Annotated in this window: 27 protein-coding genes; 19 read left to right on the top strand and 8 right to left on the bottom strand. The window is 58.7% G+C overall.

Annotated elements, in window-relative coordinates:
* Positions 1-98 precede the first annotated feature (98 nt).
* Positions 99-356: a helix-turn-helix domain-containing protein gene (locus TRIHO_RS07780; protein ID WP_068241761.1), complete on the top strand. Its 258-nt coding sequence runs from the start codon at positions 99-101 to the stop codon at positions 354-356.
* A gap of 167 nt (positions 357-523) precedes the next feature.
* Positions 524-751, top strand: coding sequence for a hypothetical protein (locus tag TRIHO_RS07775; RefSeq protein WP_068241759.1), 228 nt, complete (start codon positions 524-526; stop codon positions 749-751).
* 917 nt (positions 752-1,668) lie between these two features.
* Here the strand turns inward: TRIHO_RS07775 and TRIHO_RS23675 are convergent.
* From TRIHO_RS23675 to TRIHO_RS07740, 7 genes are all read right to left on the bottom strand, one after another.
* Positions 1,669-4,053 carry a calcium-binding protein gene (locus tag TRIHO_RS23675; protein ID WP_068241757.1) on the bottom strand — a complete coding sequence of 795 codons (2,385 nt, stop codon included), beginning with the start codon at positions 4,051-4,053 and terminating at the stop codon, positions 1,669-1,671.
* 406 nt (positions 4,054-4,459) lie between these two features.
* Positions 4,460-5,203: a hypothetical protein gene (locus TRIHO_RS23205; protein ID WP_106406161.1), complete on the bottom strand. Its 744-nt coding sequence runs from the start codon at positions 5,201-5,203 to the stop codon at positions 4,460-4,462.
* A 302-nt stretch (positions 5,204-5,505) separates the two neighbouring features.
* Positions 5,506-5,868 carry a SpoIIAA family protein gene (locus TRIHO_RS07760; protein ID WP_068241753.1) on the bottom strand — a complete coding sequence of 121 codons (363 nt, stop codon included), beginning with the start codon at positions 5,866-5,868 and terminating at the stop codon, positions 5,506-5,508.
* The gene (locus tag TRIHO_RS07755; protein ID WP_068241751.1) at positions 5,840-6,805 is read right to left on the bottom strand and encodes a cation diffusion facilitator family transporter; all 966 of its coding nucleotides are present in this window, start codon (positions 6,803-6,805) and stop codon (positions 5,840-5,842) included. The genes TRIHO_RS07760 and TRIHO_RS07755 overlap by 29 nt, the downstream gene beginning before the upstream one ends.
* Positions 6,795-7,565: a transglutaminase-like domain-containing protein gene (locus TRIHO_RS07750; protein ID WP_005645237.1), complete on the bottom strand. Its 771-nt coding sequence runs from the start codon at positions 7,563-7,565 to the stop codon at positions 6,795-6,797. The genes TRIHO_RS07755 and TRIHO_RS07750 overlap by 11 nt, the downstream gene beginning before the upstream one ends.
* A gap of 69 nt (positions 7,566-7,634) precedes the next feature.
* Positions 7,635-8,255, bottom strand: a complete 621-nt coding sequence (locus TRIHO_RS07745; RefSeq protein WP_005645239.1) for a cation transporter — start codon at positions 8,253-8,255, stop codon at positions 7,635-7,637.
* 81 nt (positions 8,256-8,336) lie between these two features.
* Entirely contained in the window at positions 8,337-8,765 is a 429-nt protein-coding gene (locus tag TRIHO_RS07740; RefSeq protein WP_068241767.1) for a MerR family transcriptional regulator, read from the bottom strand.
* A gap of 213 nt (positions 8,766-8,978) precedes the next feature.
* On the opposite strand from TRIHO_RS07740, the gene TRIHO_RS07735 reads away from it, so the two are divergent.
* The 13 genes from TRIHO_RS07735 to TRIHO_RS07675 are packed head-to-tail and all read left to right on the top strand — an operon-like array spanning position 8,979 to position 19,531.
* Complete coding sequence (locus tag TRIHO_RS07735; RefSeq protein ID WP_040643209.1) at positions 8,979-9,545, top strand: SCO family protein; 567 nt, start codon at positions 8,979-8,981, stop codon at positions 9,543-9,545.
* Between the two features lie 5 nt (positions 9,546-9,550).
* Entirely contained in the window at positions 9,551-9,973 is a 423-nt protein-coding gene (locus TRIHO_RS07730; protein ID WP_046002647.1) for a disulfide bond formation protein B, read from the top strand.
* Positions 9,970-10,629: a DsbA family protein gene (locus tag TRIHO_RS07725; RefSeq protein WP_005647554.1), complete on the top strand. Its 660-nt coding sequence runs from the start codon at positions 9,970-9,972 to the stop codon at positions 10,627-10,629. The genes TRIHO_RS07730 and TRIHO_RS07725 overlap by 4 nt, the downstream gene beginning before the upstream one ends.
* 22 nt (positions 10,630-10,651) lie before the next feature.
* Positions 10,652-11,122, top strand: a complete 471-nt coding sequence (locus tag TRIHO_RS07720; RefSeq protein ID WP_005647556.1) for a copper chaperone PCu(A)C — start codon at positions 10,652-10,654, stop codon at positions 11,120-11,122.
* A complete protein-coding gene (locus tag TRIHO_RS07715; RefSeq protein ID WP_005647559.1) occupies positions 11,122-11,748 on the top strand; it encodes an SCO family protein in 627 nt (208 codons plus the stop codon). The genes TRIHO_RS07720 and TRIHO_RS07715 overlap by 1 nt, the downstream gene beginning before the upstream one ends.
* The gene (locus TRIHO_RS07710; protein ID WP_005647562.1) at positions 11,745-13,118 is read left to right on the top strand and encodes a M23 family metallopeptidase; all 1,374 of its coding nucleotides are present in this window, start codon (positions 11,745-11,747) and stop codon (positions 13,116-13,118) included. Before TRIHO_RS07715 ends, TRIHO_RS07710 begins: the two co-directional genes overlap by 4 nt.
* A gap of 3 nt (positions 13,119-13,121) precedes the next feature.
* On the top strand, positions 13,122-13,580 hold the full coding sequence (locus TRIHO_RS07705; RefSeq protein WP_005647566.1) for a DUF411 domain-containing protein: 459 nt from the start codon (positions 13,122-13,124) through the stop codon (positions 13,578-13,580).
* 22 nt (positions 13,581-13,602) lie between these two features.
* Positions 13,603-14,385 carry a ZIP family metal transporter gene (locus TRIHO_RS07700; RefSeq protein ID WP_005641394.1) on the top strand — a complete coding sequence of 261 codons (783 nt, stop codon included), beginning with the start codon at positions 13,603-13,605 and terminating at the stop codon, positions 14,383-14,385.
* 4 nt (positions 14,386-14,389) lie between these two features.
* The gene (gene lspA, locus TRIHO_RS07695; protein WP_040643113.1) at positions 14,390-14,863 is read left to right on the top strand and encodes a signal peptidase II; all 474 of its coding nucleotides are present in this window, start codon (positions 14,390-14,392) and stop codon (positions 14,861-14,863) included.
* A 44-nt stretch (positions 14,864-14,907) separates the two neighbouring features.
* Entirely contained in the window at positions 14,908-16,431 is a 1,524-nt protein-coding gene (gene lnt / locus TRIHO_RS07690) for an apolipoprotein N-acyltransferase (RefSeq protein ID WP_406707301.1), read from the top strand.
* Positions 16,431-16,598 carry a hypothetical protein gene (locus TRIHO_RS23835; RefSeq protein ID WP_005641387.1) on the top strand — a complete coding sequence of 56 codons (168 nt, stop codon included), beginning with the start codon at positions 16,431-16,433 and terminating at the stop codon, positions 16,596-16,598. Before lnt ends, TRIHO_RS23835 begins: the two co-directional genes overlap by 1 nt.
* A gap of 24 nt (positions 16,599-16,622) precedes the next feature.
* Positions 16,623-18,542, top strand: coding sequence for a penicillin acylase family protein (locus TRIHO_RS07680; RefSeq protein ID WP_040643110.1), 1,920 nt, complete (start codon positions 16,623-16,625; stop codon positions 18,540-18,542).
* The gene (locus TRIHO_RS07675; RefSeq protein ID WP_005641377.1) at positions 18,539-19,531 is read left to right on the top strand and encodes a cytochrome c oxidase assembly protein; all 993 of its coding nucleotides are present in this window, start codon (positions 18,539-18,541) and stop codon (positions 19,529-19,531) included. The genes TRIHO_RS07680 and TRIHO_RS07675 overlap by 4 nt, the downstream gene beginning before the upstream one ends.
* Positions 19,532-19,768: 237 nt before the next feature.
* Here TRIHO_RS07675 and mntR read toward each other — a convergent pair whose 3' ends face one another.
* A complete protein-coding gene (mntR, locus tag TRIHO_RS07670) occupies positions 19,769-20,239 on the bottom strand; it encodes a manganese-binding transcriptional regulator MntR (protein WP_005641374.1) in 471 nt (156 codons plus the stop codon).
* A gap of 94 nt (positions 20,240-20,333) precedes the next feature.
* Between mntR and TRIHO_RS07665 the strand changes: the two genes are divergently transcribed.
* Genes TRIHO_RS07665 through phnE form a run of 4 tightly spaced genes read left to right on the top strand, consistent with a single transcriptional unit; the run spans position 20,334 to position 24,626 of the window.
* Entirely contained in the window at positions 20,334-22,214 is a 1,881-nt protein-coding gene (locus tag TRIHO_RS07665; protein WP_046002645.1) for a cytochrome c peroxidase, read from the top strand.
* Complete coding sequence (locus TRIHO_RS07660; RefSeq protein WP_046002644.1) at positions 22,214-23,089, top strand: phosphate/phosphite/phosphonate ABC transporter substrate-binding protein; 876 nt, start codon at positions 22,214-22,216, stop codon at positions 23,087-23,089. Before TRIHO_RS07665 ends, TRIHO_RS07660 begins: the two co-directional genes overlap by 1 nt.
* Positions 23,086-23,868, top strand: coding sequence for a phosphonate ABC transporter ATP-binding protein (locus TRIHO_RS07655; RefSeq protein ID WP_068241749.1), 783 nt, complete (start codon positions 23,086-23,088; stop codon positions 23,866-23,868). The genes TRIHO_RS07660 and TRIHO_RS07655 overlap by 4 nt, the downstream gene beginning before the upstream one ends.
* Positions 23,868-24,626, top strand: coding sequence for a phosphonate ABC transporter, permease protein PhnE (phnE, locus tag TRIHO_RS07650; RefSeq protein WP_046002642.1), 759 nt, complete (start codon positions 23,868-23,870; stop codon positions 24,624-24,626). Before TRIHO_RS07655 ends, phnE begins: the two co-directional genes overlap by 1 nt.

Below are 24,626 nucleotides of genomic sequence, written 5' to 3'. Positions count from 1 at the left end.
GCAGCCCATGGAAACCAGACGCCGATAACACCCTCAAATATCTACTTTTTAGATATCGGATTTCATCCGCTAGCGACGTCACAAAAGGTATGTGACGCGTGGCAAAGACAATCAGAACAAATGGCCAGTTGGCGCTCGTCCGTGCGTTGGTTGATGCACGTCAAAATGCGGGTCTCAGCCAGCAGCAGTTGGCGGCGAAGCTCAAACGCCACCAGTCATTTGTGGCACGTCTCGAAAGTGGCGAGCGTCGTATCGACGTCGTGGAGTTTACAGTTCTGGCGAGGGTCATTGGCTTTGACAAAAATGAAGTCCTGTCGATTGTCGAAGCCGCCACGGAGCCCGACCACAAGATTTGAAAGCAATATAATTTTGGGACGCTCCGCTTTGTGCGTCCTCATGTGAAGTGAGCTCCTCAACAAAGAGCAGTCAGCCAACATCCCCCAAGCGCGGCATGCGGTGCAGACGAGCACCGCAGCTCGTCACGCTGCAAAATCAGAGCCTCAGTGCAGGAAGTCAGTAAACAGTGAACGATGATAAGGGTGAGGGCGTCGCGATCGCCAATCTGATCGGGACCGATGGGTGCAGCGTTGTTGGGTGGGTTTATTGCTGGAGTATAGGCGCGCATGCGGTGATGTGGGACGTCCACGGGCCCCAGCCGGTGTCGGAAATCCGGCCGGATCTCACTGCGGAACAGAAGCAGGAAATCGACTTCGATGCGCTTACGCGGATCGGAAGTGGCGAAAACGGATAGGCTACTCAGGCAGCCGCCAGCTGATATTGATGGAATGAGTCTGCGAGCGTACCGGTCATTGGAGCAGATGGCAGCGAAGGTCTCGAAAGAGCCCAAGAATGTCGTATGCTGCATCCGTCCTAAATGTCTGCTCTCCAGAAAATCCTCGCGGGCCGCGTTCTCAAACATTACCGTTCCAGCTTTGCGGAGGTCTTTAGCTCAGCCCTTGTCACCCCTTTGCGCCCCACCTAGGTTGGCAGAGCGCTTCCGTGGCTTGAACGAGACCAGCAACAATGCGCTGTGATGGCAACACTGGAATTCAGAGGTAGGTCACACCGAGTTTCACGCACGCTGGTTGACAACAAAATGGTTTGATTGATGTTTGAATTCTTCCGAAAATTAACAGCTTTGTTCCTCCCCCCGAGGTATGATCCTAAGAACCCTCCGCTAGGAATGGAGGCAACGGATCTAGACTTAGTGAACCGGACAAACGCCGAGAACGAGCGGATCGAAGACAGAAATTGGCATGATACACATCGGCGCTAGGAGAGTGAAGAATTCTTAGCCGGAATTCATTGACGCGTTCGGCATATTCCAATTCAGAAGCCGACTTTGGCGCAGCCGCGGCGAAAGCTCACTTCGTCCGCTCAGCTGACCTTGACCTCCGGTCTCAGTACCGATTTCGTGTGCTGGCGAGGCGAACGGCGGGTGAGAGCCCATTACTAGCAAATGCTGCGCAGCGCACGAATTTCAACAGGGAGGACCAGTATTGACTTTGCAAAACTCGTGCGATTTCTCGAACGCGGACACTGAGTGGACGTGTTAGCTGAGCCCATCTCTATTCCAGGTTTGCTCACATTTCGTCGAACGTACGGCATGATGTAAACAACCAAATCGTTGGGTTGCAATGTTTCGCATCTCTCCTGGAAACGAGAAAATCAAAGGACGACAATATCCTCTAGAAAGAACATGGTATCGACACCCTCTAGCGTAATCTCGAAGTCACCAAGCGAAATGTAAATATCCCCATTGGTAATCTCGGCGGCGGCTAGGATATCACTGGCATCGTCGACGTTTTCGACACCACTAAATACAAGTAAATCCAATCCACTACGGAAATCAGTGACGCTGTCCTGGCCAAATTCACCCGAGAAGACAAAGGTGTCAGCGTTGGCTCCGCCTGACAGTGTATCGTTGCCGACACCGCCACTAATCGTGTCTGATCCCAGCCCTCCAGACAAGGTTTCCCCTACTGGAACTTCGACGTAGGTCACCAGCCCCCCGCCATAGGGTCCACCTTGAGCGACTAAGTCTTCAAAGCCATCCCCGTTGAGATCAGCCAGAGCCAGACTGTCCACATTGTTATAGGGGTTGTTCCCATAGCGCCAAAAGGTCTGATCTGCTTCGTGCACAACCAAACCGTCCAACGGAATACCGCTCTGGTAAGCACCTTGCGTAGAGACTATTTCCATCATGCCATCTTGATCTATGTCTGTCACAACATAGGATCCTACGTCATAATAGTTGTACCGGGTCGTTAAGCCATTTCCCTCGAGGATCATAACGCCATCGATTGGAACTCCGTTGGCATATGACCCTCCGTTTGTAACGATCTCGAGCTCAGCATCTCCATCCATTTGAGCAATCTGGAAATCATCATCACTCACATAAGCGAACTGTACCATGTTTCCTGAAACGTCGTAGGTAACAGTTCCACCAATAGTCTGTCCGTATTGATCTGCGCCAAGCGCAGAGACAATATCAAGGTCACCATCGGCATCAATATCCGCCAACTGGTATGATCCCAAAGTATTGTTTGTGATGTGATTTCTGTTTCCAGAAGCGTCGTACCAGCCTGTACCGATGATTGAGACACCATTTTGATCAGTTGCACCGGAGCTGACGATATCCATATTGCCATCTCCGTCGAAGTCCCCGATCTCGAAATCGCCGACATCATCATAAGTGATCCGATTAAACTGGGTGAAGTCTCCTCCACTGAACCAGCCCAAACCGCCCAAACTGTCGGACACGATGTCGAGTGTTCCATCCCCATCAAAATCGACAAAGCGACGAACCTGCATGTCAGCATAAGTAATGCGGTTTATCGATTGATCTGCGCCGTCAATATAGATCAATCCAGAGCCATAGATCCCATCTTCGGAGACTATGTCGACGAGCCCATCTCCGTTCCAATCAAGCATTTCGAAATGACCCACATCGATATAGGTAACACGTTCTGCGACAATTGCCGTTAGGTTTTCCGCAGTTATCGCCTCGCCGCCGAAGTTGAGACCGTAATCCCCGTTACGTTCCCAATCAGCCATGTAAAGGCTTCCAGCACTTTCAAGTTGATAGGTTAATCCACCCCAGGCATTTGCGCTATATCCCACCTCAGCGCCGCTCAACATTACTCCATTGACTTCAACAGATTCACCGTTTTCAATTGTGTCGTTCCCGAATGCAGGCCCAACTAAGCGAACAAGGTCATAGCCTTGTTGCCCATTCATGATGTCATCACCATCACCGCCGGCGAGAGTGTCATTTTTATCACCGCCAACAAGGGTATCATTTCCCCCCCCCCCTTCGAGGATATTAATGTCATCTCCTGTCGCAGTCGTCTCAGTCATTCCATAAAGGACATCATTTCCTGCACCGCCGATAAGCAAGTCCTTCCCGGCGCCCCCGATCAAAGTGTCGTTGCCGGTCCCATCGGACCCGTTTGCCACGATACCGTCCCCATAAAGAATGTCTGATCCAGCGCCTCCGAAAACTTTGTCATCTTCTCGGCCACCATAGATACGGTCATCACCGACATCTCCGTACAGAATATCATTGCCCTGGTTTCCATAGATTGTATCGTGACCGTTGCCACCATTGATAAGGTCGGCTCCATCGAAACTTTGAATATTCCCATCTTCAAAACTTGAATTGCCCCAAATAACGTCATTTCCGTCACCGCCATCTAGGGTGTCAGTGGATCCGCCGCCGTAAATAACATCATCTCCGGTACCTCCCTGGATCGTGTCCGAGCCATCTTCAAGGCTCGACCCTCTATTCTCACCCTGATCACCATACAGGGTGTCATTTCCGCTGCCGCCAATTATGCTGTCCGATCCCTCTTGGCCAAGAACACTATCGAAACCGTCTTCTGCCAATATCGTGTCATTGCCAAGCCAGCCTTGAATATAGTCATCACCACTTCCAGAAAATACACTGTCGTTTCCTAAGTTTGCCTGTATAGCATCGTTAACTGCAGTCCCAACGATAGTATCGTTTGACAGAGTACCTTGAATGTCGTGGTCGTAAGTTGTGCTGGTCATGGATCAATTTCCTTTTGAAATACAAATGGCCTCACGGCGATATGTGAACAGCAGTCACACAAAACACCGACGGGGCAATTTCTCTCGCGGATCGAAATATCTTGCTGAACAGTGAAGGGAAGTCGGCTCAATAAAGTGTAGAGGCAAAAACCTACAATGCAACCTAGAATTTAGTGAATCATAACCGAAAGCAGAGCCGATCTACAGGGAGGATGCCTTGTCGCGACCTCGATAACCTCTGCTAGTCTGTTTGAGCGGCTCGGCGCCTACCTTTGACGGTTGCAGCGAAAGGGTGCAACGTCCGCTCTCCGACCCTTGGTGCCGACAGCAGCGAACGGCCAGTATTCGATTGATCTCAGCACGCTCAGATTTTCGTAGTTTGGTGGCACCCCTGTTATTGTCATCGCTAGTAATTCACCTGTTCGAAGCCGTAGTTGCCCTCATAGTCACGCCAATCGACGAAGACGGATCGGTGATAAATGCCAGGACAATGCTCGCCCCAGCGTTCAAGACCTACGTGAGCCGAAGGAAGGGCAGTGACGGAAGACCTTTGCCAGGCGAAGTCACCTTGGGTCCCGTAAGTGCCGAGGACCACGGTCGCGCTTCGGTTACAGTCCCCATCGCGCCCGGACTCGTGCTGTCGCGCATACCGTACATCAAAGACGCGAATGGATCGGACGAAATTGAATTCTGGTCCACTGATATCGATGTCCGCGCGGTCCTGAATGAGCCGGAGGGCCCGGTCGGTGGGAACAAGGTCACGGGCATCTGAAGCGCGCCAAGCAACCGCAATTGGGTCAATGGAATCGCGCTCTGGAAAGGATTGTCGCGGTCCAGAGCTGTTGTTTTGGAAGAACGCATCAAAGATGCGGTTTGTACTGTTTGATGGTGGAGCGGCCTCAAAGGACGCGCCCATTGGACAACGCCAAATTTGAAGCGGCGGTTCCACCGGCCAGGGCGTAAACCGCCGGATGAATTCAGCGCGGGCTCGGGCGCAAGGGACGGAAGCAGGCCAGCCGCCAGACAGGCACAGGAGGATCGCGCAATCGATTGGGTATGTCTGCGTGCGGGCGGCTATTGGCAGCGAAGAACCTGTCACGGTCAAAGCGACTGCGACCGAGGGGAGGAGTTTTTTGAGTAAATGGCGCATTCTGAGGAACCTCCATGACCGGAGTCCAGCATACATACGATAATATACTATCGCAACTCGAAGCATAGCGATGCATAATGAAGTTTATGTTAACCAACTGGCGCCCTGAGCCGCTAAAACATTACGATTTGATAATGCCCCGGCAAGGGCAGTGCCACTGTACCAAAGTTACTCCTTTGCGAAAGGAGCGACCATGTTCAGAACATTCGGATTGCTCTTGGGTCTCGCAACTGCTGTAGCTCTTTTGTTTATGGTTTCGAACAGATGCTGTCTTCTGCGAAGGCATCTGATTGAAAGCTACTCTACCTTTCACTTGCCCAGGCGATTGCCGCCTTCATTTCCGCCGGGTCGAACCGACGGAGTTCTGCCGTGGTCAGCACGTCGGCGAACCTGGTTCCCCACTCCAACAAAGCCCCTTCGCCCACCACAGCGACGCGGCGGAAGTCATTCCTATGGGCTGTGTCGATTTTCAGATCTTCGAGCAGAGCGGACGGCCCATCGTAGCCTTCGAACCTCGTGAGATCGAGAACCAGGCCGGGCTTACTTGTCTCTTGCAGGCGCTCATGAAGCAGGGCGTGCATCCGTTTCAGGTCGCTTTCGCTGAGCTTGCCCTCGAAGGAGAGGCCAATCGTGTCGTCATGAGCTGTCAGTGTCTCGGTGAACATGGTTTTCCTCCTCTTTTTCCGGTTTGCCGTGACCGTAAAGGTCAGCGTTTTCGTATGCGCGGTCTTCGTGCTCAAATTCCAGACTCGAATGACCGATGCTGAAATCGTCCTTCAGCCGGTCCTTGATCGCGGCCTTGATCTTTTCGATTTGACCCCAGCCGTCCGCTGTCAGCACGACGTGGCAGTCCAGAGCCGCCTCGTGCTCCTGCATCTGCCACAGATGCACGTGATGAACGTCCGCGACACCATCCACACCCCGCATCGCCTGAACGACGGTTTCATTATCGATGTCCGGTGGACTGCCGAGCATCAGCGTCCGAATCGGACCGCCGATCTCGGTAAATGCGAGGTAGAGGATGTAGAGAGCGATGCCGATGGTGATCGCCGGGTCGACCCACCGCATGTTGTAGAGGAGGATGAGCGAGCCGCCGATGATGACCGCCACGGAGGCCAAAGCGTCCGATAGGTTGTGCAGGAAGAGCGCACGGATGTTCACGCTGCCTTTCTGCATCGAATAGGTGAGCAGCGCCGTCAACGTGTCGACGACCAGTGCCACACCGCCCAGGATCACCACCGTCCAGCCCTGTACCTCTGGTGGGTCGATCATGCGCATGCCACCCTCGTAGATCAGGTAGAAGCCGATCAGGATAAGTGTCGTGTAGTTGATGAGCGCTGCGACGATTTCTACCTGCCCATAGCCGAAGGTCATGCGCTTGTCCGCCGGGCGGCGAGCGATCTTACGCGCGAAGAAGGCGATCACCAGCGACGCCATGTCCGAGAAATTGTGGAGGGCATCCGCGATCAGCGCGAGGCTGCCGGAAAGGATCCCGCCGACGATCTGCGCGACCGTCAGGAGGCCGTTGGCCCAGATGGCGATGGAGACGCGACGATCACCGGATTGAGGATCGATGTGGGCGTGGCCGTGATCATGCGGCACGGTTCGTCTCCTCATGGCGGTGGTTCGGCCGATCGAATCCGGGGACCGGCGGCAAGATTCCGCGGCGGATGCGGCGAACCCTGGCATTCATCCAGTGACGGATGACGTGGCGATAGAGCAAGTCGCGCACAAATCCGAAGTTCTGGCGGTGCTTTGAGTAAAAATCGTCGGGTGCGTTGAAGGTTCCAAGATCGCGAACAATACCGGTTTTCTGGATGTAGGTATCATTGCCGGACCAAGTGACAGGCGGGGCGCTCAGACACTCCGTTCCAACCCCGTAGCCGCACAGACTATCCGTCTCGCGGAATTTCTGCTGCAGCGTCTGCAGGAAAGGCGCGTCCAGGATGAAGCCTTCAAGATTGACCCATCCGTCGCCCAAGTCCACCTCTACCCAGGAGTGGAGGATTTCGGACGGCGCGAGGGGATAGACGAGTTCCGGAACGACGCCTCTCTGAAGCGCCTTGTGGATTGTGAACCCGTGCAGTCGGCAGCGAACTCCCACGCCACGCAGCAGGGCCATGAGGAGCGTGCCCTTGGTGTTGCACTGCCCGTGGCCATCTGCGAGGACCTCGGACGCCGGAATGTCGTCGGCGCGGTTGTAGCCGAAGGTAATCTCGTTCCTGACGAAATCGTAGATGGCCCCAATTCGGTCGTCGCTGGGAAGGTCTGCCCAGCCGCGCTCCTCGATCAGTTTTGCAATTGAGGTCGCGTCAAAATCCAGCAGCCGGGTTTTGGCCAAATGAGGGTCGGCGGGGTTCACGGGATATCTCCTCGAATCGTTCACGAGAATATGTAGTTGCTACAGTCACTGTAGCTTCAAGCCCCGATTTCAGGCCGAGTCCTTGGTTACCTGATCGTCATTGTGCACCGCCTTGTGGTGTTCACCATGCGCGTCTCTCAGGATTCCGACGCCACCCCAGGCCGCGATGCCGGCGACAATCACGCCCACGACAAGGTCCGGCCAATTCGTTCCGAGCCAGGCTACGAGCCCGCCTGCGACGACGATTCCGAGATTGGCCGCGAAGTCGTACCAGCTGAACGTATTCGCCGCTCGGATGTTCACGTCCGGATCGCGAAGCCGTGCCAACAGCCAGACGCAAAGTGCGTTGATGGCCGCCGCTACCAGCGCCATGACAATCATGATCGTGCCAAGAGGATCCGATCCGCCGACGTAGCGGCGCCAGGCGTCATACAGGATTCCAAGGGCGAAGAGGATCAGCAGGCCGCCCGAAACGTTCGCCGCTCCGCGCTTCCACTTGGCGGAGCGGGACAGCGCGAAGAGGCTGATCGCGTAGACGAAACTGTCCGACAGATTGTCGAGGCCATTGGCGATAAGCGCGCTTGAATCGCCGAATGCGCCCGAGGCGAAGAAAGCGATTGCCAGCCCGATGTTAAGACCCAGCACGATCCAGAGTGTGCGTCTTTCCGTTGCGTTTCTCTGCTCCGCCATGCCCTTATCCAAATTAGTGAATTGCCAATGAGTAACTAACACCGGGCTTTTTGCGTTCCGATCAAAGGTCGTCGAAATTGCTCAGGCGCTGATCTCTTCATGGTCGGTCAGGCATTCGGAATGGTCGCGCAGTACCTCGAGCACACGGCAATCAGAAGTCTGTCCGCCGCTGCACTCATGCACCATCCGCTTCAATTCCGTCCGCAGCGCCTCGAGCCGCGCCAATCGTTGCTCGACCTGTTTGAGTTGCCGACGGGCGATTGCATCCGCCTCTGCACAGGACTTTCCCGGATGATCGCTGAGATCGAGGAGCTCACGGATCGCGTCCAACGAGAAGCCCAGTTGCCGAGCGTGCCGGACGAATGACAAGCGGTCGAGTTCGGCGTCGCCATAGCGTCGTTGGCCCCCCTCGGTCCTGCCGGGCTCAGGCATAAGTCCGATCTGCTCGTAATACCGGATGGTCTGCACTTTTGTTCCGGTCTTCTTCGCCAGAGTCCCAATCGTCAGCATTTCCGCTCCCCACATTACCTACAGTGGGTGTAGCTTTATGCGGTGCGCATCACAAGCTTCACCTGAGTTTCACAGATAGGTGATTGTTGGCCGATCGGTGACAATCACGCTTGAACCTACAGTAGCTAGAGGATGTAAACGCACACAAAATATAGAATCAAGTTCGGGCGGAGCGGCGTGAGGCTTTCAGGTCTTCAGAAGGTATTGTGGGTGTTGGCGGGCGCGGCGGCGTTCGTTTTCATCTGGCTGTTGCTATGGTCCGACTACCGTGCCGACCTTGCCCGAGCCGAGAATGAACCACCGTTTCTTGCTGATTTCGAACTGACCGATCATCGCGGCATTGTCCAAACGGACGAAGATTTCGCAGGGCGCTGGATGCTGGTCTTCTTTGGCTTCACCAATTGCCCTGACGTCTGTCCGACAACACTGTCCGAAGTCGCGGCCGTGATGGAGGGCCTGGGCGATGAGGCGGCAGTGGTTCAGCCGATTTTCATAACGATCGATCCCGAGCGAGATACGCCGACGGCTTTAGCGGAGTACGTGCCCATGTTCGACGCAGGGATCATCGGGCTTACCGGTACACCGGAGCAGATCGCCGCGACATCCGAAACTTTTCCGATATTCTATGAACGGATCGAGCAGGCGACTGCGCCGGGCGGATACACGATGGGTCACACGTCGCATCTTTTCCTTTTCGACACGCAAGCAGGCTTCGCGGACTCCTGGCCCTACGGCACGCCCGCCGAAGAGATCCTCGCCGATCTGAGAGAGAGGATCTGATCGTCATGACCCGACTTTCCGGAGAGACGGCCCTCGGGCTGGCCTGGATCATCGCGCTCACCGCGTCGCTTGCAGTGCTCTTCATCGGCGAGGTTCTGGGGCAGACACCTTGCGTGCTTTGCTGGTTTCAGCGTGCCTTCATGTTTCCCTTGGCCATCGTCCTCGGGCTCGGGCTGTGGTGGCAGGATCGGCGCGTGGGTCGCTACGGGATCGCGCTGGCAATCGGGGGCGCCGCCATAGCGCTCTGGCACCTCGGCCTCTATGTCGAGCTGATCCCCGAACGCATCCAGCCCTGCACGGCGACAGGCCCATCCTGTACTGACGACAATCAACTGGTCTTCGGCATTCCGATTCCTCTGATGGCGCTCGTCGCCTTCGTGGTGATCGGGCTGCTGTCGGCTCTCTCACTGAAGGAAGCACAAGAATGAAACGACGCGGCCTCATCCTGTCCGTTCTCGCGCTCGGGGTCGCCGGTTTCGGCGGGGCCGCCTGGTATGCCACCCGCCCCGACCCGATTGCCGCGTCCGATCCCATCGACCCTGAAATGGCCAACGCGCTGATCCGACCCTATTCCCCGATCCTCGGGCCCGAGGATGCGCCCGTAACCATCGTTGAATTCTTCGACCCGGCCTGCGAGGCATGCCGCGCTTTCTATCCGGTCGTCGAGGATATCATGGCGGAGCACGGAGACGCGGTGCGCGTTGTAATCCGCTATACGCCTTTTCACGGCGAGGCGTCGGTAGAAGCGATCCGTGTGCTCGAGGCGGCGCGCATGCAGGACGTGTTTGAACCTGTGCTCGAGGCAGTCTTGCGAGAGCAGCCCAGATGGGCGTCTCACGGGACCCCGGCACCCGGATTGATCCTTGAGATTGCAGCAAGCGGAGGTCTGGATGTCCAAGCTGCCCGGACACAGATGCTGGCCCCCGGTGTTGTGGCGGTGCTCAACCAGGACCGCGCCGATGTCGAGACAGTCGGGGTCCGCCAAACGCCCACGTTCTTCGTGAACGGCAAGCCTCTCGATCCGTTCGGTGAGGCCGAATTGCGGAGGCTGGTGGCAGTGGAAGTTGCGGCAAGCCAAAGCTGATTTGCGGAGGCAGGAGAAACGAGTGGTGAAGAAGTTGAGATATACCAATGCATTGGCCGTGCTTTTGACGGTTGCAGGGCTGTCGGCCCCCGCACTGGCCGGTTCGGAGGATGTCGTGGTCGAGAATGCGTGGTCCCGCGCCTCGATCGGCGTCAACAGGCCAGGTGCCGCCTATATGACCGTGCGCAACACGGGTGAAGACGCCGTTACGCTGACCGGACTTGCGACACCGCTGGCAATGATGCCCGAGATCCATGAGTCGAAAACCAACTCCGTTGGCGTCAGTTCCATGGCACCTGCAGGCGAGATCACGATTGAGCCCGGCCAAAGCGTGGCATTGGAGCCGGGCGGGTTGCACGCCATGCTCATGAAGCTGCAAGAGCCGATGACCGAAGGCGAGAATTTCCCGCTGACACTGACCTTCTCGGATGGCGGCAAGGTGACGGTCGAGGTCCCAATCCTCGGAATCGCCGCGCGTGGACCGGAGGGCTGATGCAACGTCGGCAGCTCCTTCTATACGGCGCAGCCGGTGCCGGCGTTCTTGGCCTGACGCTCTTCGTGGGCTGGTGGCGGGTGGACGGGCCCGGTGCGCCTGAACCAAAAGGGCAGCGGCCCCTGCCCCTATCGGCGATGGAGTTCCGGCTGACCGACCACGAGGAAAATGAGGTAGGGCCTGGCAACCTGATCGGTCGTCCGACAATGGTGTTTTTCGGGTTCACCTACTGCCCGGACGTCTGCCCGACGACCCTATCGGATATTTCCGGCTGGCTTGAGGAACTGGGCGACGAAGCATCAGAGATGAACGTGGTCTTCATCACGGTCGACCCGGAGCGGGACACGGTCGAGGCCATGGCCGAATATGTCGGCTATTTTCATCCGGCCATTCGCGGCTGGACGGGACCGGAAGACCAGATTTCCCGCGCTGTAGAAGCATTTCGTGCCTCGTATGAGCGCGTTCCGACCGAAGGCGGCGACTATACAATGAACCATACGGCAAGCGTATTCCTGTTCGATGCCAAGGGTGAACTCGTCACCATGATTGACTATCACGAGCCAAGAGAATTCGCAGTGCCGAAGATCCGGCGTGCACTGACAGAAGACGTAGAGGGGGCAACATGAATATTAGAATTGTTTTGGCGAGCGCTGTGGTCGCAGGCGCTTTTTCGGTGACCGCCATCGCCATATCTGGCGTTCTTTCCAAAGAGCCAGTGCCTCCTGCGATTGCTGAAGCCACCCTCTGGACTCCCGATCCGCTCTCGATGCCTCAGATCGCCGACTACGATGTGACACCGCCCGCTGCATTTCACGCCGACAATGCTAGCCCAATGCGACCTCTGCCGCTCTTGCAATCCGTCTTCGCAGAAACCGCCTTGCCCGAGATTGAACCGCCTTTGATCACCTGGTCGCGTGAGATCGCGTCGGGCGAGACGCTGGATGCGGTCCTGGCGAACGCGGGTATCGCTGCGCCTGCGCGTGCCGAAATCGCGCTCGCGCTTGGTGCAGAATATGACCTGCGCCGATTGCGCCCGGGCCATGAGATCACTGTGATCTCAAAGATGGACGGAAATCCGAGCCGCGTGGAACTGGCGGTTGACGATGGGGTGCGGATCGAAACGGTCTTTGGTCAGGAACTTGTCACACGCGTGTTGGAGCCAGACCCTGAAATGGTGACGTTCGCGGCCGAGGCAGTGATCGAAAGCTCTGTCTTCGCGGCTTTGGACAAGGCAGGCATCCCTGCTCGCTTTGCGGTCGACATGGCGCAGATGCTGGGCGGCACAGTAGATTTTCGACGCGAACTTTCCGGTGGCGAGACGATGCGTCTTTTTTGGCGCGAAGCGCGCGACGGAAACGAGAGGATCGGTCAACCGGAACTTGCCTTCGCCGCACTGAACCTTGGTGAAACGGTCTACGAGATCGTCTGGCCGGATGACGGCAGCGGTAAAGCAATGATCTATGTCGATGGAGAGGTCCTGCGTGTCTTTGCCCAACCGGTGGAAGGAGCGCGGCTGAGTTCCGTCTTTGGCCGTCGCACACACCCGGTCTATGGGAATGTGCGCATGCACACCGGCGTCGACTTTGCTGCGACCCGCGGTACGCCTGTAAAAGCAACGGCACCCGGACGCGTGAGCTTCATCGGACGTCGTGGTGGGTATGGCCGGGTGGTGGAGATAGCGCATGGATCCGCCACCCTGACACGATACGCACACCTCAGCGAGGTGCCGGACACACTCGAACAAGGGCAGCGCGTGATGGCCGGAGACATGATCGGTCGCGTCGGTGCAACCGGCACCGCGACCGGCCCAAATCTCCATTATGAGGTTCTGGTCGATGGTCGCCCGACCGATCCTCTCTCAGACGACCGACTGGCAGAGGCGGCCGAGCGGGATGCTGATGACACGGCTGCACTTGAGCGATTGGCTGAAGCACGCGCGCTACTGGCCGAGAGGCTCACCAGCGAATTTGTGCAAACCACAACCGAAAGGCTTTAATCCATGAAACGACTGGCTCCCGCCCTTGCAGTCACGCTGGCCTTGTTTCCCGCGGCGCAAGCTGTCGCCGATGCGATCCAGATTGATGTCCGGAAGACAAACGGCTGCGGCTGTTGTCTGTCCTGGATGAAGCACCTCGAGGAAAGCGGATTCGCGCCGACAGGCGAGGACATGTTCGGGGGATCTCTTGTGCGCTTCAAACTCGACAATGGCGTGCCTCAGCGCATGGTCTCCTGCCATACCGCTTTGGTCGACGGCTACGTGATCGAAGGCCACGTGCCGGCGGCTGACATCCAACGCCTGCTGGAGGACCGGCCAGACGCGGTAGGCCTGGCGGTGCCGGGGATGCCCTACGGGTCACCCGGCATGGGACCGGAGGACGACCGGGAGGCTTACGATGTCTTCCTGATCCACGAAGACGGATCGACCGAGGTCTACACCAGCTACTCGGCTCCTGACTGAACTCGCGGCAGAACCTTAACAATTGGAACCCCTCTCCCCCATAGCGCTTGGCTTTCTTGGAAGCCTGGCCGCCGGATCACTGACCGCGGTCGGGGCGGTCCCCGTTCTTTTTGGGCGCATCCCGTCCCGGGCCACGCGCGATCTGCTGCTTGGCTTCGCGGCGGGTGTCATGCTCGCGGCTTCGTTCTTCTCGCTGATCATCCCGGCTCTCGACGCAGCTGAAGGACAGTTCGACAACGGTGCTCTCCCGGCGGCCATCGTTTGTGTTGCGATCCTACTTGGCATGGGCGCGGTCGCTCTGACGAACGAACGGCTGCCGCATGAGCATTTCAAGACGGGGCGGGAAGGCCCAGACTCTGCTTCGCTGCGCCGCGTCTGGCTCTTCATCATTGCGATCACGATCCACAATTTCCCCGAAGGACTCGCCGTTGGTGTCGGGTTCGGGGCTGACGGTCTTTCTGGTGGCTTGCCACTTGCGATTGGCATTGGGCTGCAAAACGCTCCCGAGGGTCTCGCCGTAGCGGTCTCATTGCTTGGTGAAGGATATTCTAGGCGCCGTGCGTGGGGCATTGCCGCCCTGACAGGTCTTGTCGAGCCGTTAGGCGGGCTTCTTGGGGCTGGGATCATCAGCATCTCGCAGCCGCTGTTGCCATGGGGCCTCGCCTTCGCCGCCGGGGCGATGCTCTACGTCATCAGCCACGAAATCATTCCCGAAACCCACCGTTCCGGCCATCAAAACAGGGCGACACTCGGTCTCGCAGTCGGCCTCGTGATCATGTTGTTCCTCGATGTATGGCTGGGATGATGAGATGAAACTGAGCCATTTCCAAGGTTTCATAGCGGCTGGAACTGCTTTTCTTGTCGATCAGGTGACAAAAGCAATTGTCGTCGCCAATGCGTCAGATTTGAGCGCCGGAATTCCGGTCTTCCCCGGTTTCAATCTTATCTATCTGCGCAACGATGGAGTGACGTTTGGACTGCTTGGTGGAGCGCCATGGTGGAGCCTTACGGCGTTGGCCCTCGCTGTCTGCGGCTGGTTGACAGTCATGTTGTTGCGCACTGCCAACCCGGTTGAGGCTATCGCCTATGGTGCGATTATCGGTGGCGCGCTCGGCAACGTCCTCGACCGCATCCGGTTTCGGGGTGTGACGGACTTCCTCGATTTCTACGCCGGATCCACACATTGGCCCGCCTTCAACATGGCGGATGTTTTCGTGGTCGGCGGCGTGGGCCTACTGTTCATAGCCTCTTGGTTGAACGCCAAGTTCCAGACTGGCACATGATGACGGGCTTGCGTCCACTGACGGGTCGTGGCCGTTACATTCCCATGCGATTAGGGATTAGCTTTATGGCGGGCGGTTTAACGGTTTTAGCCCTTCCGCCATTCTCATGGCTAATAGTTGTTCCGGTCGCCTTCTCAGCACTTTTTCTCATGCTCCGGCAGGTTTCGACAGCGCCTGCCTTCTTCATCGGCTGGGCCTTCGGAATGGGCCAGTTCGGGTTTGGAGTTTCCTGGATCGCCGAGAGCTTTTACGTCGATTCCGAACGTTTCGGTGCCCTTGCGATCCCGGCAGTCGCGGGACTGTCCGCCGGACTGGCCATATTCCCGGCGATTGCGGCGATGTTATTTGCCACCATCATGCAGCGCCGTGCTGTCGTCGGCATTACGTCAGGTCTTCTGCTTGCAACCTACTGGCTTGCCGCAGAATGGCTGCGTGGTCATGTCCTGACGGGATTTCCCTGGAACCTTGCCGCTTATGCCCTTGTCGAACATGCCGCCCTGCGCCAACCCGCCGCCTGGGTCGGAAGCTATGGGCTAAGCTTTCTCACGGTCTTTATCGGGCTGTTGCCCGGTGTGCTGATTGTGGCGGCACCAAACAGACGCGTGCCTGTTCTCCTGCTCTTCGCCGCTGCGGTGATGGGCCTCTGGGGTGGCGGCGCGCTGCGTTTAGGGACGAATGTGCCTCCGACGGACAGCGCTTTGCGCATCGTCCAAGGCAATGTGCCGCAAGTCGAGAAGTGGGCACCGGGCAGCCGCGAGCGAACGCTGGAAAAATATTTGGGCTTGTCGGCGCAACCTGGACGCTTCGACCTGCTGCTGTGGCCGGAAACGGCCTTTCCCGGTTTTCTGGACGAGGACGCCTTGGCGCGTAGGCGGCTATCCACGGCTCTGCCAGACGGCAGGATCCTTTTGACAGGTGTGCCAGACCGTGTAGAGGGCGATGGGGGAACCCTATATTTCAACACGGTTCAGGCCTATGACAGCAGCGGCGAGGTTCTGACGGGATATGCAAAACATCATCTTGTTCCGTTCGGGGAATATGTGCCCCTGAAAGGCTGGCTGCCCATTGAACGACTGACCGAAGGTTTGGGCGATTTCACGCCAGGATCAGGGCCACGCACGCTGGCGATCCCGGGTGCGCCTCTGGTCGCGGTGGCGATCTGTTACGAAATCATTTTTCCGAGCCAAGTAGTCGATGACCTTTTTCGCCCCGACTGGATTTTCAATGCAACAAATGATGCCTGGTTCGGTACCACCATCGGCCCCGAGCAGCACCTCGCCTCCGCGCGCATGCGCGCGGTTGAAGAAGGGCTTCCTGTGGTCCGGGCGGCCAACACCGGGATTTCCGCGGTCATCGACGCCAAGGGAGAGATCATCGCGCGCCTCGAGACCGGACAAACTGGAGTCATAGATGCCAGCCTGCCGACAGCGCTTGCGCCCACACCTTACGCTCGTTTCGGTGATTGGACATTGCTGGCGCTCATCTGTGCGGTCTGGGCCCTAGCCTTTACCGTCGGATTGGCCGGACGACGTTTCAATTCAGAAAAATCAAAATCGGAGGACTCGTGATGCTGGTGCTCGCAGGCTTTGTCGGAGGGGCGCTCTGGGGTGGCTATCTGGCGCAACGGCGGAAAGGGAACCGCCTGGATATACTTCAGTACGCGACAGGCTTCGGTATTGCTTTCGGCCTACTCGCTTTTTTCGCCTCGGTGATCCTCTTGCGCATCACGTCTTGAGATTGCTTTGGGACCGGCAACGAATTGAAACGACTGTTCAACATATTACTGTACTTACTCTTGGCGGTTTTTGCATCAGGACTGGCCGTATCCGGTGTCGTCTACTTTCTTTTGCGCGCCTCCGTCCCCGACTATGACGAGGACTTCAGAGTTGCGGGAATCGGAGGACCAGTCGATATTCTGCGAGATGCTGCGGCCATACCGCACATTTCTGCAGACTCTGCTGCGGATGCCTATTTCGCGCTTGGTTTCGTTCACGCTCAGGACAGGCTTGGCCAGTTATTGCGGGCAAGGCGGGCAGCGCAAGCCTTGTTGCCACTTGACCAGACGTTCGAAGTCGAGCCTTCGACAGCCCAGGCGCTCGACGCATATGCCGCAGGTGTCAACGCGTGGCTTGGTCTGGTATCCGAAGGCGGGCGCGGCAGAGGCTCACCCGATCTGTTGATCGCGGATGAGAGAATGATCGCAGCCTGGAGACCCGTCGATAGTCTCAGACTTGCTCAAGCGTTTCTGAACGATCTTCAACCCGAGAGTCGCCAGAGTGACCTGTCCGGCTTGTCAGACCGACCTTTTTTGCCCGAGCTGTTTGTGACCTCGCCCAAGGTCAGCCTCGATGCTTGGGCGTTGCCTGGAGACAGAACAGCTATGGGAGCACCAATTCTCACCGCCGATATACGTGGCCCCTTATCGCTGCCTTCTGAATGGTACCTGGCGGATATTCAACTCCCGACCGGAGCCGCGATTGGGGCTACAATGCCGGGTGTGCCCTTCATTGTCGTTGGTCGCAGCGAACGCGTCGCTTGGGCGTTCCGATCTCTGTCACTGAATGCCCTGAAAGAGCCAGTGAGTCCCACCGCTGCGAAGGCCGGAAATTTTCTGGTGATGCTTGACCGTGTGGTGCGGTCCGCCGATGTGAACGATGCCATGGACGCAAGCATGAACCTGGCACCAGCCGGATTGGAGATTCTTGCGATCGACCGAGATACCCTTGCTCGCTGGCCTGACAGGGAGGTCGAAACCCTTTTATCGTTTCGAGACGCCCGTCTGGCTGCTCTTGATGAGCGGCAGCCGATATTCTCGGTCGAGGGCGCGATTGCGGTGCAGCGCGACACGGTCAGCGCTGCCGCGCGGGCGCTTCTTCCTCTAATGGCAAGAGAGCTCTGGTTCGTGGGTTCCACAGGTGCTCTCGAAGAAAACCGCGCAGATAAGCTTCGCGGCGTTATTCTGAATCAACTTGCCCAATGGAATGGCGACATGGATCGCTTTTCACCGGAGCCGCTCGTGTTCTGGGCCTGGGCGCGCGCGTTGCAAAAACGGATACTTCAGGATGAATTTCCATCCGCGACGAAGGTCTGGGCCATGCTAAATGCCGATGTCCTATTTGCGGTGCTTTCAGATCGGGGAGGAAGCGCAATCTGGTGCGACATCCGCCCGTCCACCCGCATCGAGACCTGCCAGGATCAGGTTCGTGCGGCCCTGGATGATGCCATCGGCTGGCTTATCGACCGCAACGGACCCGATCCGTCCGCTTGGGTCTGGGGCGAAGCACACTCTTTGAATATGAGATGGGCGTCAATCCGATCGAGCGGGATCATCAGCGATCTGCTGTCTCTCGAAGCCCCATCTTCGGGCGCTCCCGACACACTGATTGCAACATTGTTTGCTTCTGACGATGACCTCCCGTTCGCGACCAGCGCGGGCACAAATTTTCAGGCGGTCATGTCGTTTTCGGAAGAAGCCGGTTCCTATTTCATCGCCCCCGCCGGTCAGTCCGGCCACCCGCTCTCGCGTTTCTATGAGAACCTGTTTCCAATGTGGATGCAGGGCAAATATCTCGCGATGTCCACTGATCTGTCATTGGCTCGGGGTGGCGCAGTGGGAACATCCCGACTTTCACCGGTATCCTTCGACAAGCTGACAATACAAGGTGACATGAGCCGATGATCACTTACTTCTTCCTTTTCGACCCGTTTGGATATGCGATTTCGCCAGTGTCGGTTGTTTCCGTCAGCTTGGCGGGCTGGTTCTACATGCGCGGCCTCACGCGATCCGCTCGAATTCGCGGGGCGGTTTCTATTTGGCGGCCGGCCCTGTTTTTCGTTGGCTTGACCTGCATTCTCGCGGCCACGAATGCGCCTCTGGCTTCTTTGGGGCACAGCCTCTTCTCGGTGCACCAGGTAGAACATCTTCTCCTCCGCCTTGCAGGACCACTGCTCATCGCGGTCTCGCAGCCGTGGCGATTCCTGCAAGTCAGTTTGAACAGACGGTGGCGTCGATACCTCGGCGCGCTTGGGAAATCTTTTGTTGTGCGGTTCATGGCACATCCGGTAACCGCGACTGCCTTGCTCATCGCGGCGCTCTTCGTCTGGCAGTTTCCGGTCCTCTACGGACTTGCGCAGCGCATCGCGGTGATCGAGATGTTCGCGCACTTTGCGATGGTGCTGGCTGGGATCTGGTATTTTGGCATGCTCTTCGACCCGAGAGATCCCCCTGAGGGCGCGAGGCGCGGCGCAAGGCTGATCTCCAGTTTTGCGGTGATCGTTTCAAACATTTTTCTGGGTTCCTTGACGACACTCAAAGAGGTGAGCCTCTATGCCTCCTACCAGACGGCGGCAACCGGGTTGCTCGATCCCCTGTCAGACGAAACCATGGGTGGCTACACGATCTGGGTCCCGTCCTCGATGCTGATGATCGCCGCGATCATTCTGGTCATGAACGGGTGGAACGCGGCCGAGGTGCGTCGCTGGAATTCACGATACGAGTTGGTGCGAGGCTCGAACTCCGCGGCGCTCGAGTTTCCGGAAACGGCCGAAGAATTGCGTCTGAAAGTGGCAAAGCCAAACCGCGACATGGGCCGGACGCTCGCCATAGGCGCCTTGGTCATGTTCTTCATCGTCATGACGACGGTGGTGACTATTGTCTATGCGCTTTGAACAGAGGAGCAAATCAAAGGTTGTACCCACGTCTTTTCCCGCGATCGACATTTTCGCTGCACCGTCGTCGCAGTCAGAGATTTTGGGCACACTATCTCGGGCTGGCCAAGCTCAGAGGACACGAACGATTTTCTGCACTAAAGTTGACCATCAGAACAGACCCACCAGCCTTTGACTGCTGACGCCGCCGCCTCCTGAGTCTTGCTTTGCTGAATTTCGCGAGAACTTGATGCTGCGCTACTTGCCGCTCTCAGATTGCAGGAGGGCGTGTTCGAAGGCCTCCAGCGTGGTCGTGCTGACGTGATGCTCGATCCCCTCCGCATCGCGTTCCGCAGTCTCTTCGTCGATTCCCAGGCTGAGGAGAAACGCGACGACGATCCTGTGCCGCCGGCGGCAGGCCTCGGCCAACTCCCGACCGGCATCCGTGAGGAATATGGCGCGGTAAGGTTCCCGCCGCACCAGGCCAGCAGCTTTGAGTCGCGAGATGTTCTTGGTCACGGTCGGCGGCTTCACTCCAAACCGTTCGGCGATTTCCACCGGCCTTGCCTCTCCGCGCGACTCGATCAGTTCGGCGATCAGTTCAACGTAATCTTCCGCCATTTCGCTCTCATGTGCCTGACGCACGGTCGCGAATCCCTCAGCCTGTGCTTCGGGAGCCCTGTCGACAGTTTCGAACGGTTCATGTTCCTGTGATTGCAGCTTTGTCATAATTGGGACTTTGCAGGGAAACTGCAGGATTGACAACTTGTTTGCATAGGGTAGATAAATTAGCCGTGGCTAACTTTGAAGTTGGGAGACCACGGTGATTCAGAAATCCCTTGGAGCGTTCATTGCCGCACTCGCAAGTGCGCTCGTCCTGTCCGGACCTGTCGCTGCGACGCCCGCCAAGGAGGCCCCATGGCTTCCAGAGGCGGCGGCCTACCGGTTGACTCTCTTCCTCGCGAATCTCGAACCGCTGCCCTGGTATGACGTCGGGACCGCCTGGGCCGAATCCTACCGGGGTTCGGAATTCGCTGTCGGTGCATTGGCATGGCTGAACGGCAGCAGCGACATTGGACCCGCGCCCCTTCTGAACGCCATAACTCGCAAGGACCGCCAGGCGGTCTTCGCCGAGGCGACGCGGCTGATAGCGCGCAGGATCGACGAGGAACTGGACCGGGCAGTCATGGCCGACGACCCTGCACGTGCACAGCAGGCCGTGCGGACAGCTCGAGAACTCTATCGCGCATTCGCGGACGGTATCGCGGCTGCTGATCCCGACGCTTCGAGACGCATCGGCCTCGCCTGGCTGGAACTCAACAGCAGCACAGGCTCCGCCGGTGTTCTTGGTGCTGGTGCCACACCCGCGAGTCGCAAAACCATGGAAGCCGCGCGCGAAGTCATCTCCGGCTATCTCGCCGAGAATTACCTCGTTGACGATTTCGCGCCCCGCCGGACGCTGAGCGCGCTGCCGGAAACTGTTGTCCTGAGTGGCCGCACCATCGAGGTGCCGCCAAGCCTGCCGCCCGGGTCTGACATGTTCGATCAGGATCCGCTGCCGCGCCTCGTCCTCAATTTCGAGGAGCAGGGCATCGACGAGACCGACCTGCCTTTGGTGGCATATGGCGACATGTTGTTCGACAGCGCGCAAATCTTTGGCAATCCGGCGCAGGACCTCGGGGTCGCTTGTTCGACCTGTCACAACCGCTCGGACGTCAACCAGCGGCTTTTCATTCCGGGTGCGAGCCATCAGCCAGGCGCGATCGATGTCGATGGCGCCTTCTTCAATCCGATCTTCAATGACCGGCGCGATGATCCGATTGACATCCCCAGCCTCCGTGGCCTGCGTTTCACCGGGCCCTACGGCCGCGATGGCCGCTTCGCCTCCTTGCGTGATTTCACCCGCAACGTCATCGTCAACGAGTTCGGCGGCGATGAACCGACGCCCTTCATGCTGGATGCTCTGCTCGCCTACATGCTCGAATTCGACTTCCTGCCCAACTCCATGCTGACACCGGATGGTCAGCTGACCGAAGCCGCTCCCGAGGCCGCGCAGCGCGGCGAAGCGATCTTCAATACGCCCTTCGCGGCGCTCGGCGACCGTTCCTGCGCCAGCTGCCACGTCCCGGACACGAACTTCCTGGACCGGCAGGCCCATGATATCGGCTCGGTTGCGTCGGCCTACGATGGCGCCCGCACCGGTGCGATGGATACACCCACGCTGCTCGGCACGGCCTACACCGCACCCTATTTCCATGACGGATCTCTGCCGACGCTGGCCGCTGTCGTGGACTGGTTCGACGAATCGAAAGCGCTTGGGCTGACCGCGGCGGAGAGGGCTGACCTGACGGCCTATCTGGAGACCGTGGGCGCAGCGGATGAGCCCTATGAGGCATTCGACGCCGAGAACACCGCCTTCCGGCTGGCATTCTCCGAACTGACGACATTCGCCTCGACGCTCAATACGTTGCTGCCACAGAGGGATGCGGAGCATATCCTGCTGCTGACCGACACCGTCGCCGCGGACCTTTCGGCGGACGCCAGCACAATGTCGAACTTGGCTGCGCGGCCCGAGGTCTACGCGTTGGCCGAGCGGCTGGCCGAGGTCGGTGCCGCCGTGCGCGGTGAAGACTGGGTGGCCGCCGAAGCCAGTTGGGCCGCGTTCAAGTCCGAAGCCGACGCAATCGAAGAGAGGGCATTCTGATGGCAATCCATCTGAATCGCAGAACGATGTTGGCACTGGCCGGTGCGGGCGCAGTATCGCTCGCAACCCCGTTGGCCGCGCAGGACACTGCGTTGCGGCTGGCTTTCATCCCGCAGGAGAACCCCGAGAAGCTTCTGGGGGACATCGAGGCCATCACCGGCTGGCTGGCTAGTGAGATCGACGTCCCCGTCGAAGGGTTTGTTACCATCGACCATGCGGCAGCGGTCGAGGCGCTGCGCAATGGCGACGCGGATATCTCCTTCATGGGCGCCCTGCCTTTCGTCCTGGCCGAGGCCGAGATCGGTGCCGTGCCGCTCCTGTCCGAGGTCTACCGCGACGCGCCGAGTTATACGGGCCGCATCTTCGTGCGGCGCGACAGCGGCATCGGCGCGCTCGCAGACCTGCGCGGGCGCGACATCGCCTTTGCCGATCCGATCTCGGAATCTGGCTATCTCTATCCGCTCGCCGAATTCGTCGAGGCTGGGCTGATCGACGGTCCGGGCGCGGCGGAGGCATTCTTCGGCCGCGTCTTCTTCGCAGGCGGCTATCAGCAGGCCATGCAGGCGATGGCCGAAGGTCTGGTCGATGCCGCGGGTGCCAGCCAGTATGCGGACCTGCTCCTGACGCCGCAGCAGCAGGCACAGGTGACATGGATCGCGGAAAGCCCGCCAATCCCGAGCCATGTCGTGATCGCGCGACCCGGGTTGGATGCCGAGGTGCAAGACCGCTTCACCAACGCGATGCTGCAGCTCAACGAACCTGAGAACCGCGACAAGCTGCGCTATCTCTACGGGCCGGACGGCTATGTCAGGGCCGACTCCGCCGCCTATGGCGGCGTGCGCGACATGGCACGGCGATATGGGCTCCTGGAATGAACATTGCGATCCGGATCAACGACCTGAACTTTGCCCATCCGGGCGGGAGTGTTCCGGCGCTGGAGCGGGTCTCGCTTACAATTTCGACCGGCGAAAGCGTCGCTTTGCTCGGCCCGTCCGGGGCAGGAAAAACAACGCTGCTGGCATTGCTCGACGGCAGGCTTCAGGGCTGGCGCGGGCGCGTTTCAGTCTTGGGTGCGCCGCTCGATCCCGACCAACCGCCGCCGCGCGCAAGCCGACCTGATACCGGTTTCGTGTTTCAGGAATTCGCCTTGGTCGAACGCTCCACGGTTCTGCGCAACGTGCTGAACGGCCGCCTAGGCCGGATGGCGCCCCTGCGCGCCCTGCTGGGGTCGCCAACGCCACATGATCTCGACATTGCGCGCACAGCCCTCACCGATTGCGGCATTGCCGATCTCGCCGAACGCCGGGTCGACAGTCTCAGCGGCGGCCAGCGGCAGCGCGTGGCCATTGCGCGGTGTCTCGCGCAGGAGCCACGGCTGATCCTCGCCGACGAGCCGGTGAGCAACCTCGACCCCACCCGCGCTGGGGAGGTCTTGGCGCTGCTGACCGGGGCGGCGCAAGCGCGCGGCGCAACGGCGCTGTTTTCCTCGCACCAGCCCGACCTGGCGCGGCGTTTCGCGCAGCGCATCATCGGCATGCGGGATGGGCGGATCGCCTTCGATGTACCGACCTCCGAGTTGAACGATGATGCGACGGCGGAGCTCTACCGCGAGGTCGAACCATTGCCCGGTCTCAGCCTCAGGGCGGTGTCCTGATGCAGTTTGGCGGGTTTGGCGGGTTCGTTACCAGCGCCCTGATCGCCGGCGCGATCCTCTGGTCCTTCGCCACGACTGATGTCGAGTTGTCGCGTCTCGTTTCGGCCGGTCCGCGGATCGCTGACTTTCTCGGGCGGATGTTCCCGCCCGATCCGACAGTGATGGCCGAGATCAGGAAGGGCAGCGCGGAAACGCTGAGAATAGCGATCCTCGGTTCCCTCGGCGCTGTGATCCTGTCGATCCCTCTGGCCATCCTCGCCTCCGAAACGATGGTATCGCCTGCGGTGTTCCGGCCGATCCGAACGCTGCTTGCCTTCATCCGGGCGATTCCGCTGATCCTCGTGGCCATGCTCATGGTGGGCGCTGTGGGGCTCGGGCCGCTGCCCGGCATCATCGCGGTCGCCTTTCATGCAACGGGGATGCTCGCCAAGTTCTATGCCGAGGCGATCGACGGCGTGTCCCGCGCGCCGATCGCCGCACTGGAAAGCGCGGGCGCCGGGCCGCTCGTGCGGCTCAGATACGCGATCTGGCCGCAGATGGCGCCGGTCGTCGCCCGCGACACGATTTTCCGGTTCGAGTTGAACCTGCGCGAGTCGCTGATCCTCGGCATTGTCGGCGCGGGCGGGATAGGCTTTTACATCCAGACCTACGTGCGCTCTTTCCAGTATGATAAGGCGGCCAGCGTCACGATGGCGGTCGTCGCCATGGTCATCGCCATTGAGGCGATCAACGTCGCGCTGCGGCGCCGCTTCACCTGA

It is taken from the genome of Tritonibacter horizontis (assembly GCF_001518015.1).
Taxonomy (GTDB): Bacteria; Pseudomonadota; Alphaproteobacteria; order Rhodobacterales; family Rhodobacteraceae; genus Epibacterium; species Epibacterium horizontis.
This window is presented reverse-complemented; position numbering and strand designations above follow the sequence as displayed.

Bases quoted from the DNA above. Each gene is read 5' to 3' on its own strand.
- TRIHO_RS07710 (WP_005647562.1), top strand. From the start codon at position 11,745: ATGAATATTAGAATTGTTTTGGCGAGCGCTGTGGTCGCAGGCGCTTTT.
- TRIHO_RS07740 (WP_068241767.1), bottom strand. From the start codon at position 8,765: ATGCTGACGATTGGGACTCTGGCGAAGAAGACCGGAACAAAAGTGCAG.
- TRIHO_RS07725 (WP_005647554.1), top strand. From the start codon at position 9,970: ATGAAACGACGCGGCCTCATCCTGTCCGTTCTCGCGCTCGGGGTCGCC.
- lspA (WP_040643113.1), top strand. From the start codon at position 14,390: ATGAAACTGAGCCATTTCCAAGGTTTCATAGCGGCTGGAACTGCTTTT.
- TRIHO_RS07715 (WP_005647559.1), top strand. From the start codon at position 11,122: ATGCAACGTCGGCAGCTCCTTCTATACGGCGCAGCCGGTGCCGGCGTT.
- lnt (WP_406707301.1), top strand. From the start codon at position 14,908: ATGCGATTAGGGATTAGCTTTATGGCGGGCGGTTTAACGGTTTTAGCC.
- phnE (WP_046002642.1), top strand. From the start codon at position 23,868: ATGCAGTTTGGCGGGTTTGGCGGGTTCGTTACCAGCGCCCTGATCGCC.
- TRIHO_RS07705 (WP_005647566.1), top strand. From the start codon at position 13,122: ATGAAACGACTGGCTCCCGCCCTTGCAGTCACGCTGGCCTTGTTTCCC.
- TRIHO_RS07730 (WP_046002647.1), top strand. From the start codon at position 9,551: ATGACCCGACTTTCCGGAGAGACGGCCCTCGGGCTGGCCTGGATCATC.
- TRIHO_RS07760 (WP_068241753.1), bottom strand. From the start codon at position 5,868: ATGTTCACCGAGACACTGACAGCTCATGACGACACGATTGGCCTCTCC.
- mntR (WP_005641374.1), bottom strand. From the start codon at position 20,239: ATGACAAAGCTGCAATCACAGGAACATGAACCGTTCGAAACTGTCGAC.
- TRIHO_RS23835 (WP_005641387.1), top strand. From the start codon at position 16,431: ATGCTGGTGCTCGCAGGCTTTGTCGGAGGGGCGCTCTGGGGTGGCTAT.
- TRIHO_RS07745 (WP_005645239.1), bottom strand. From the start codon at position 8,255: ATGGCGGAGCAGAGAAACGCAACGGAAAGACGCACACTCTGGATCGTG.
- TRIHO_RS07660 (WP_046002644.1), top strand. From the start codon at position 22,214: ATGGCAATCCATCTGAATCGCAGAACGATGTTGGCACTGGCCGGTGCG.
- TRIHO_RS07675 (WP_005641377.1), top strand. From the start codon at position 18,539: ATGATCACTTACTTCTTCCTTTTCGACCCGTTTGGATATGCGATTTCG.
- TRIHO_RS07655 (WP_068241749.1), top strand. From the start codon at position 23,086: ATGAACATTGCGATCCGGATCAACGACCTGAACTTTGCCCATCCGGGC.
- TRIHO_RS23205 (WP_106406161.1), bottom strand. From the start codon at position 5,203: ATGCGCCATTTACTCAAAAAACTCCTCCCCTCGGTCGCAGTCGCTTTG.
- TRIHO_RS23675 (WP_068241757.1), bottom strand. From the start codon at position 4,053: ATGACCAGCACAACTTACGACCACGACATTCAAGGTACTCTGTCAAAC.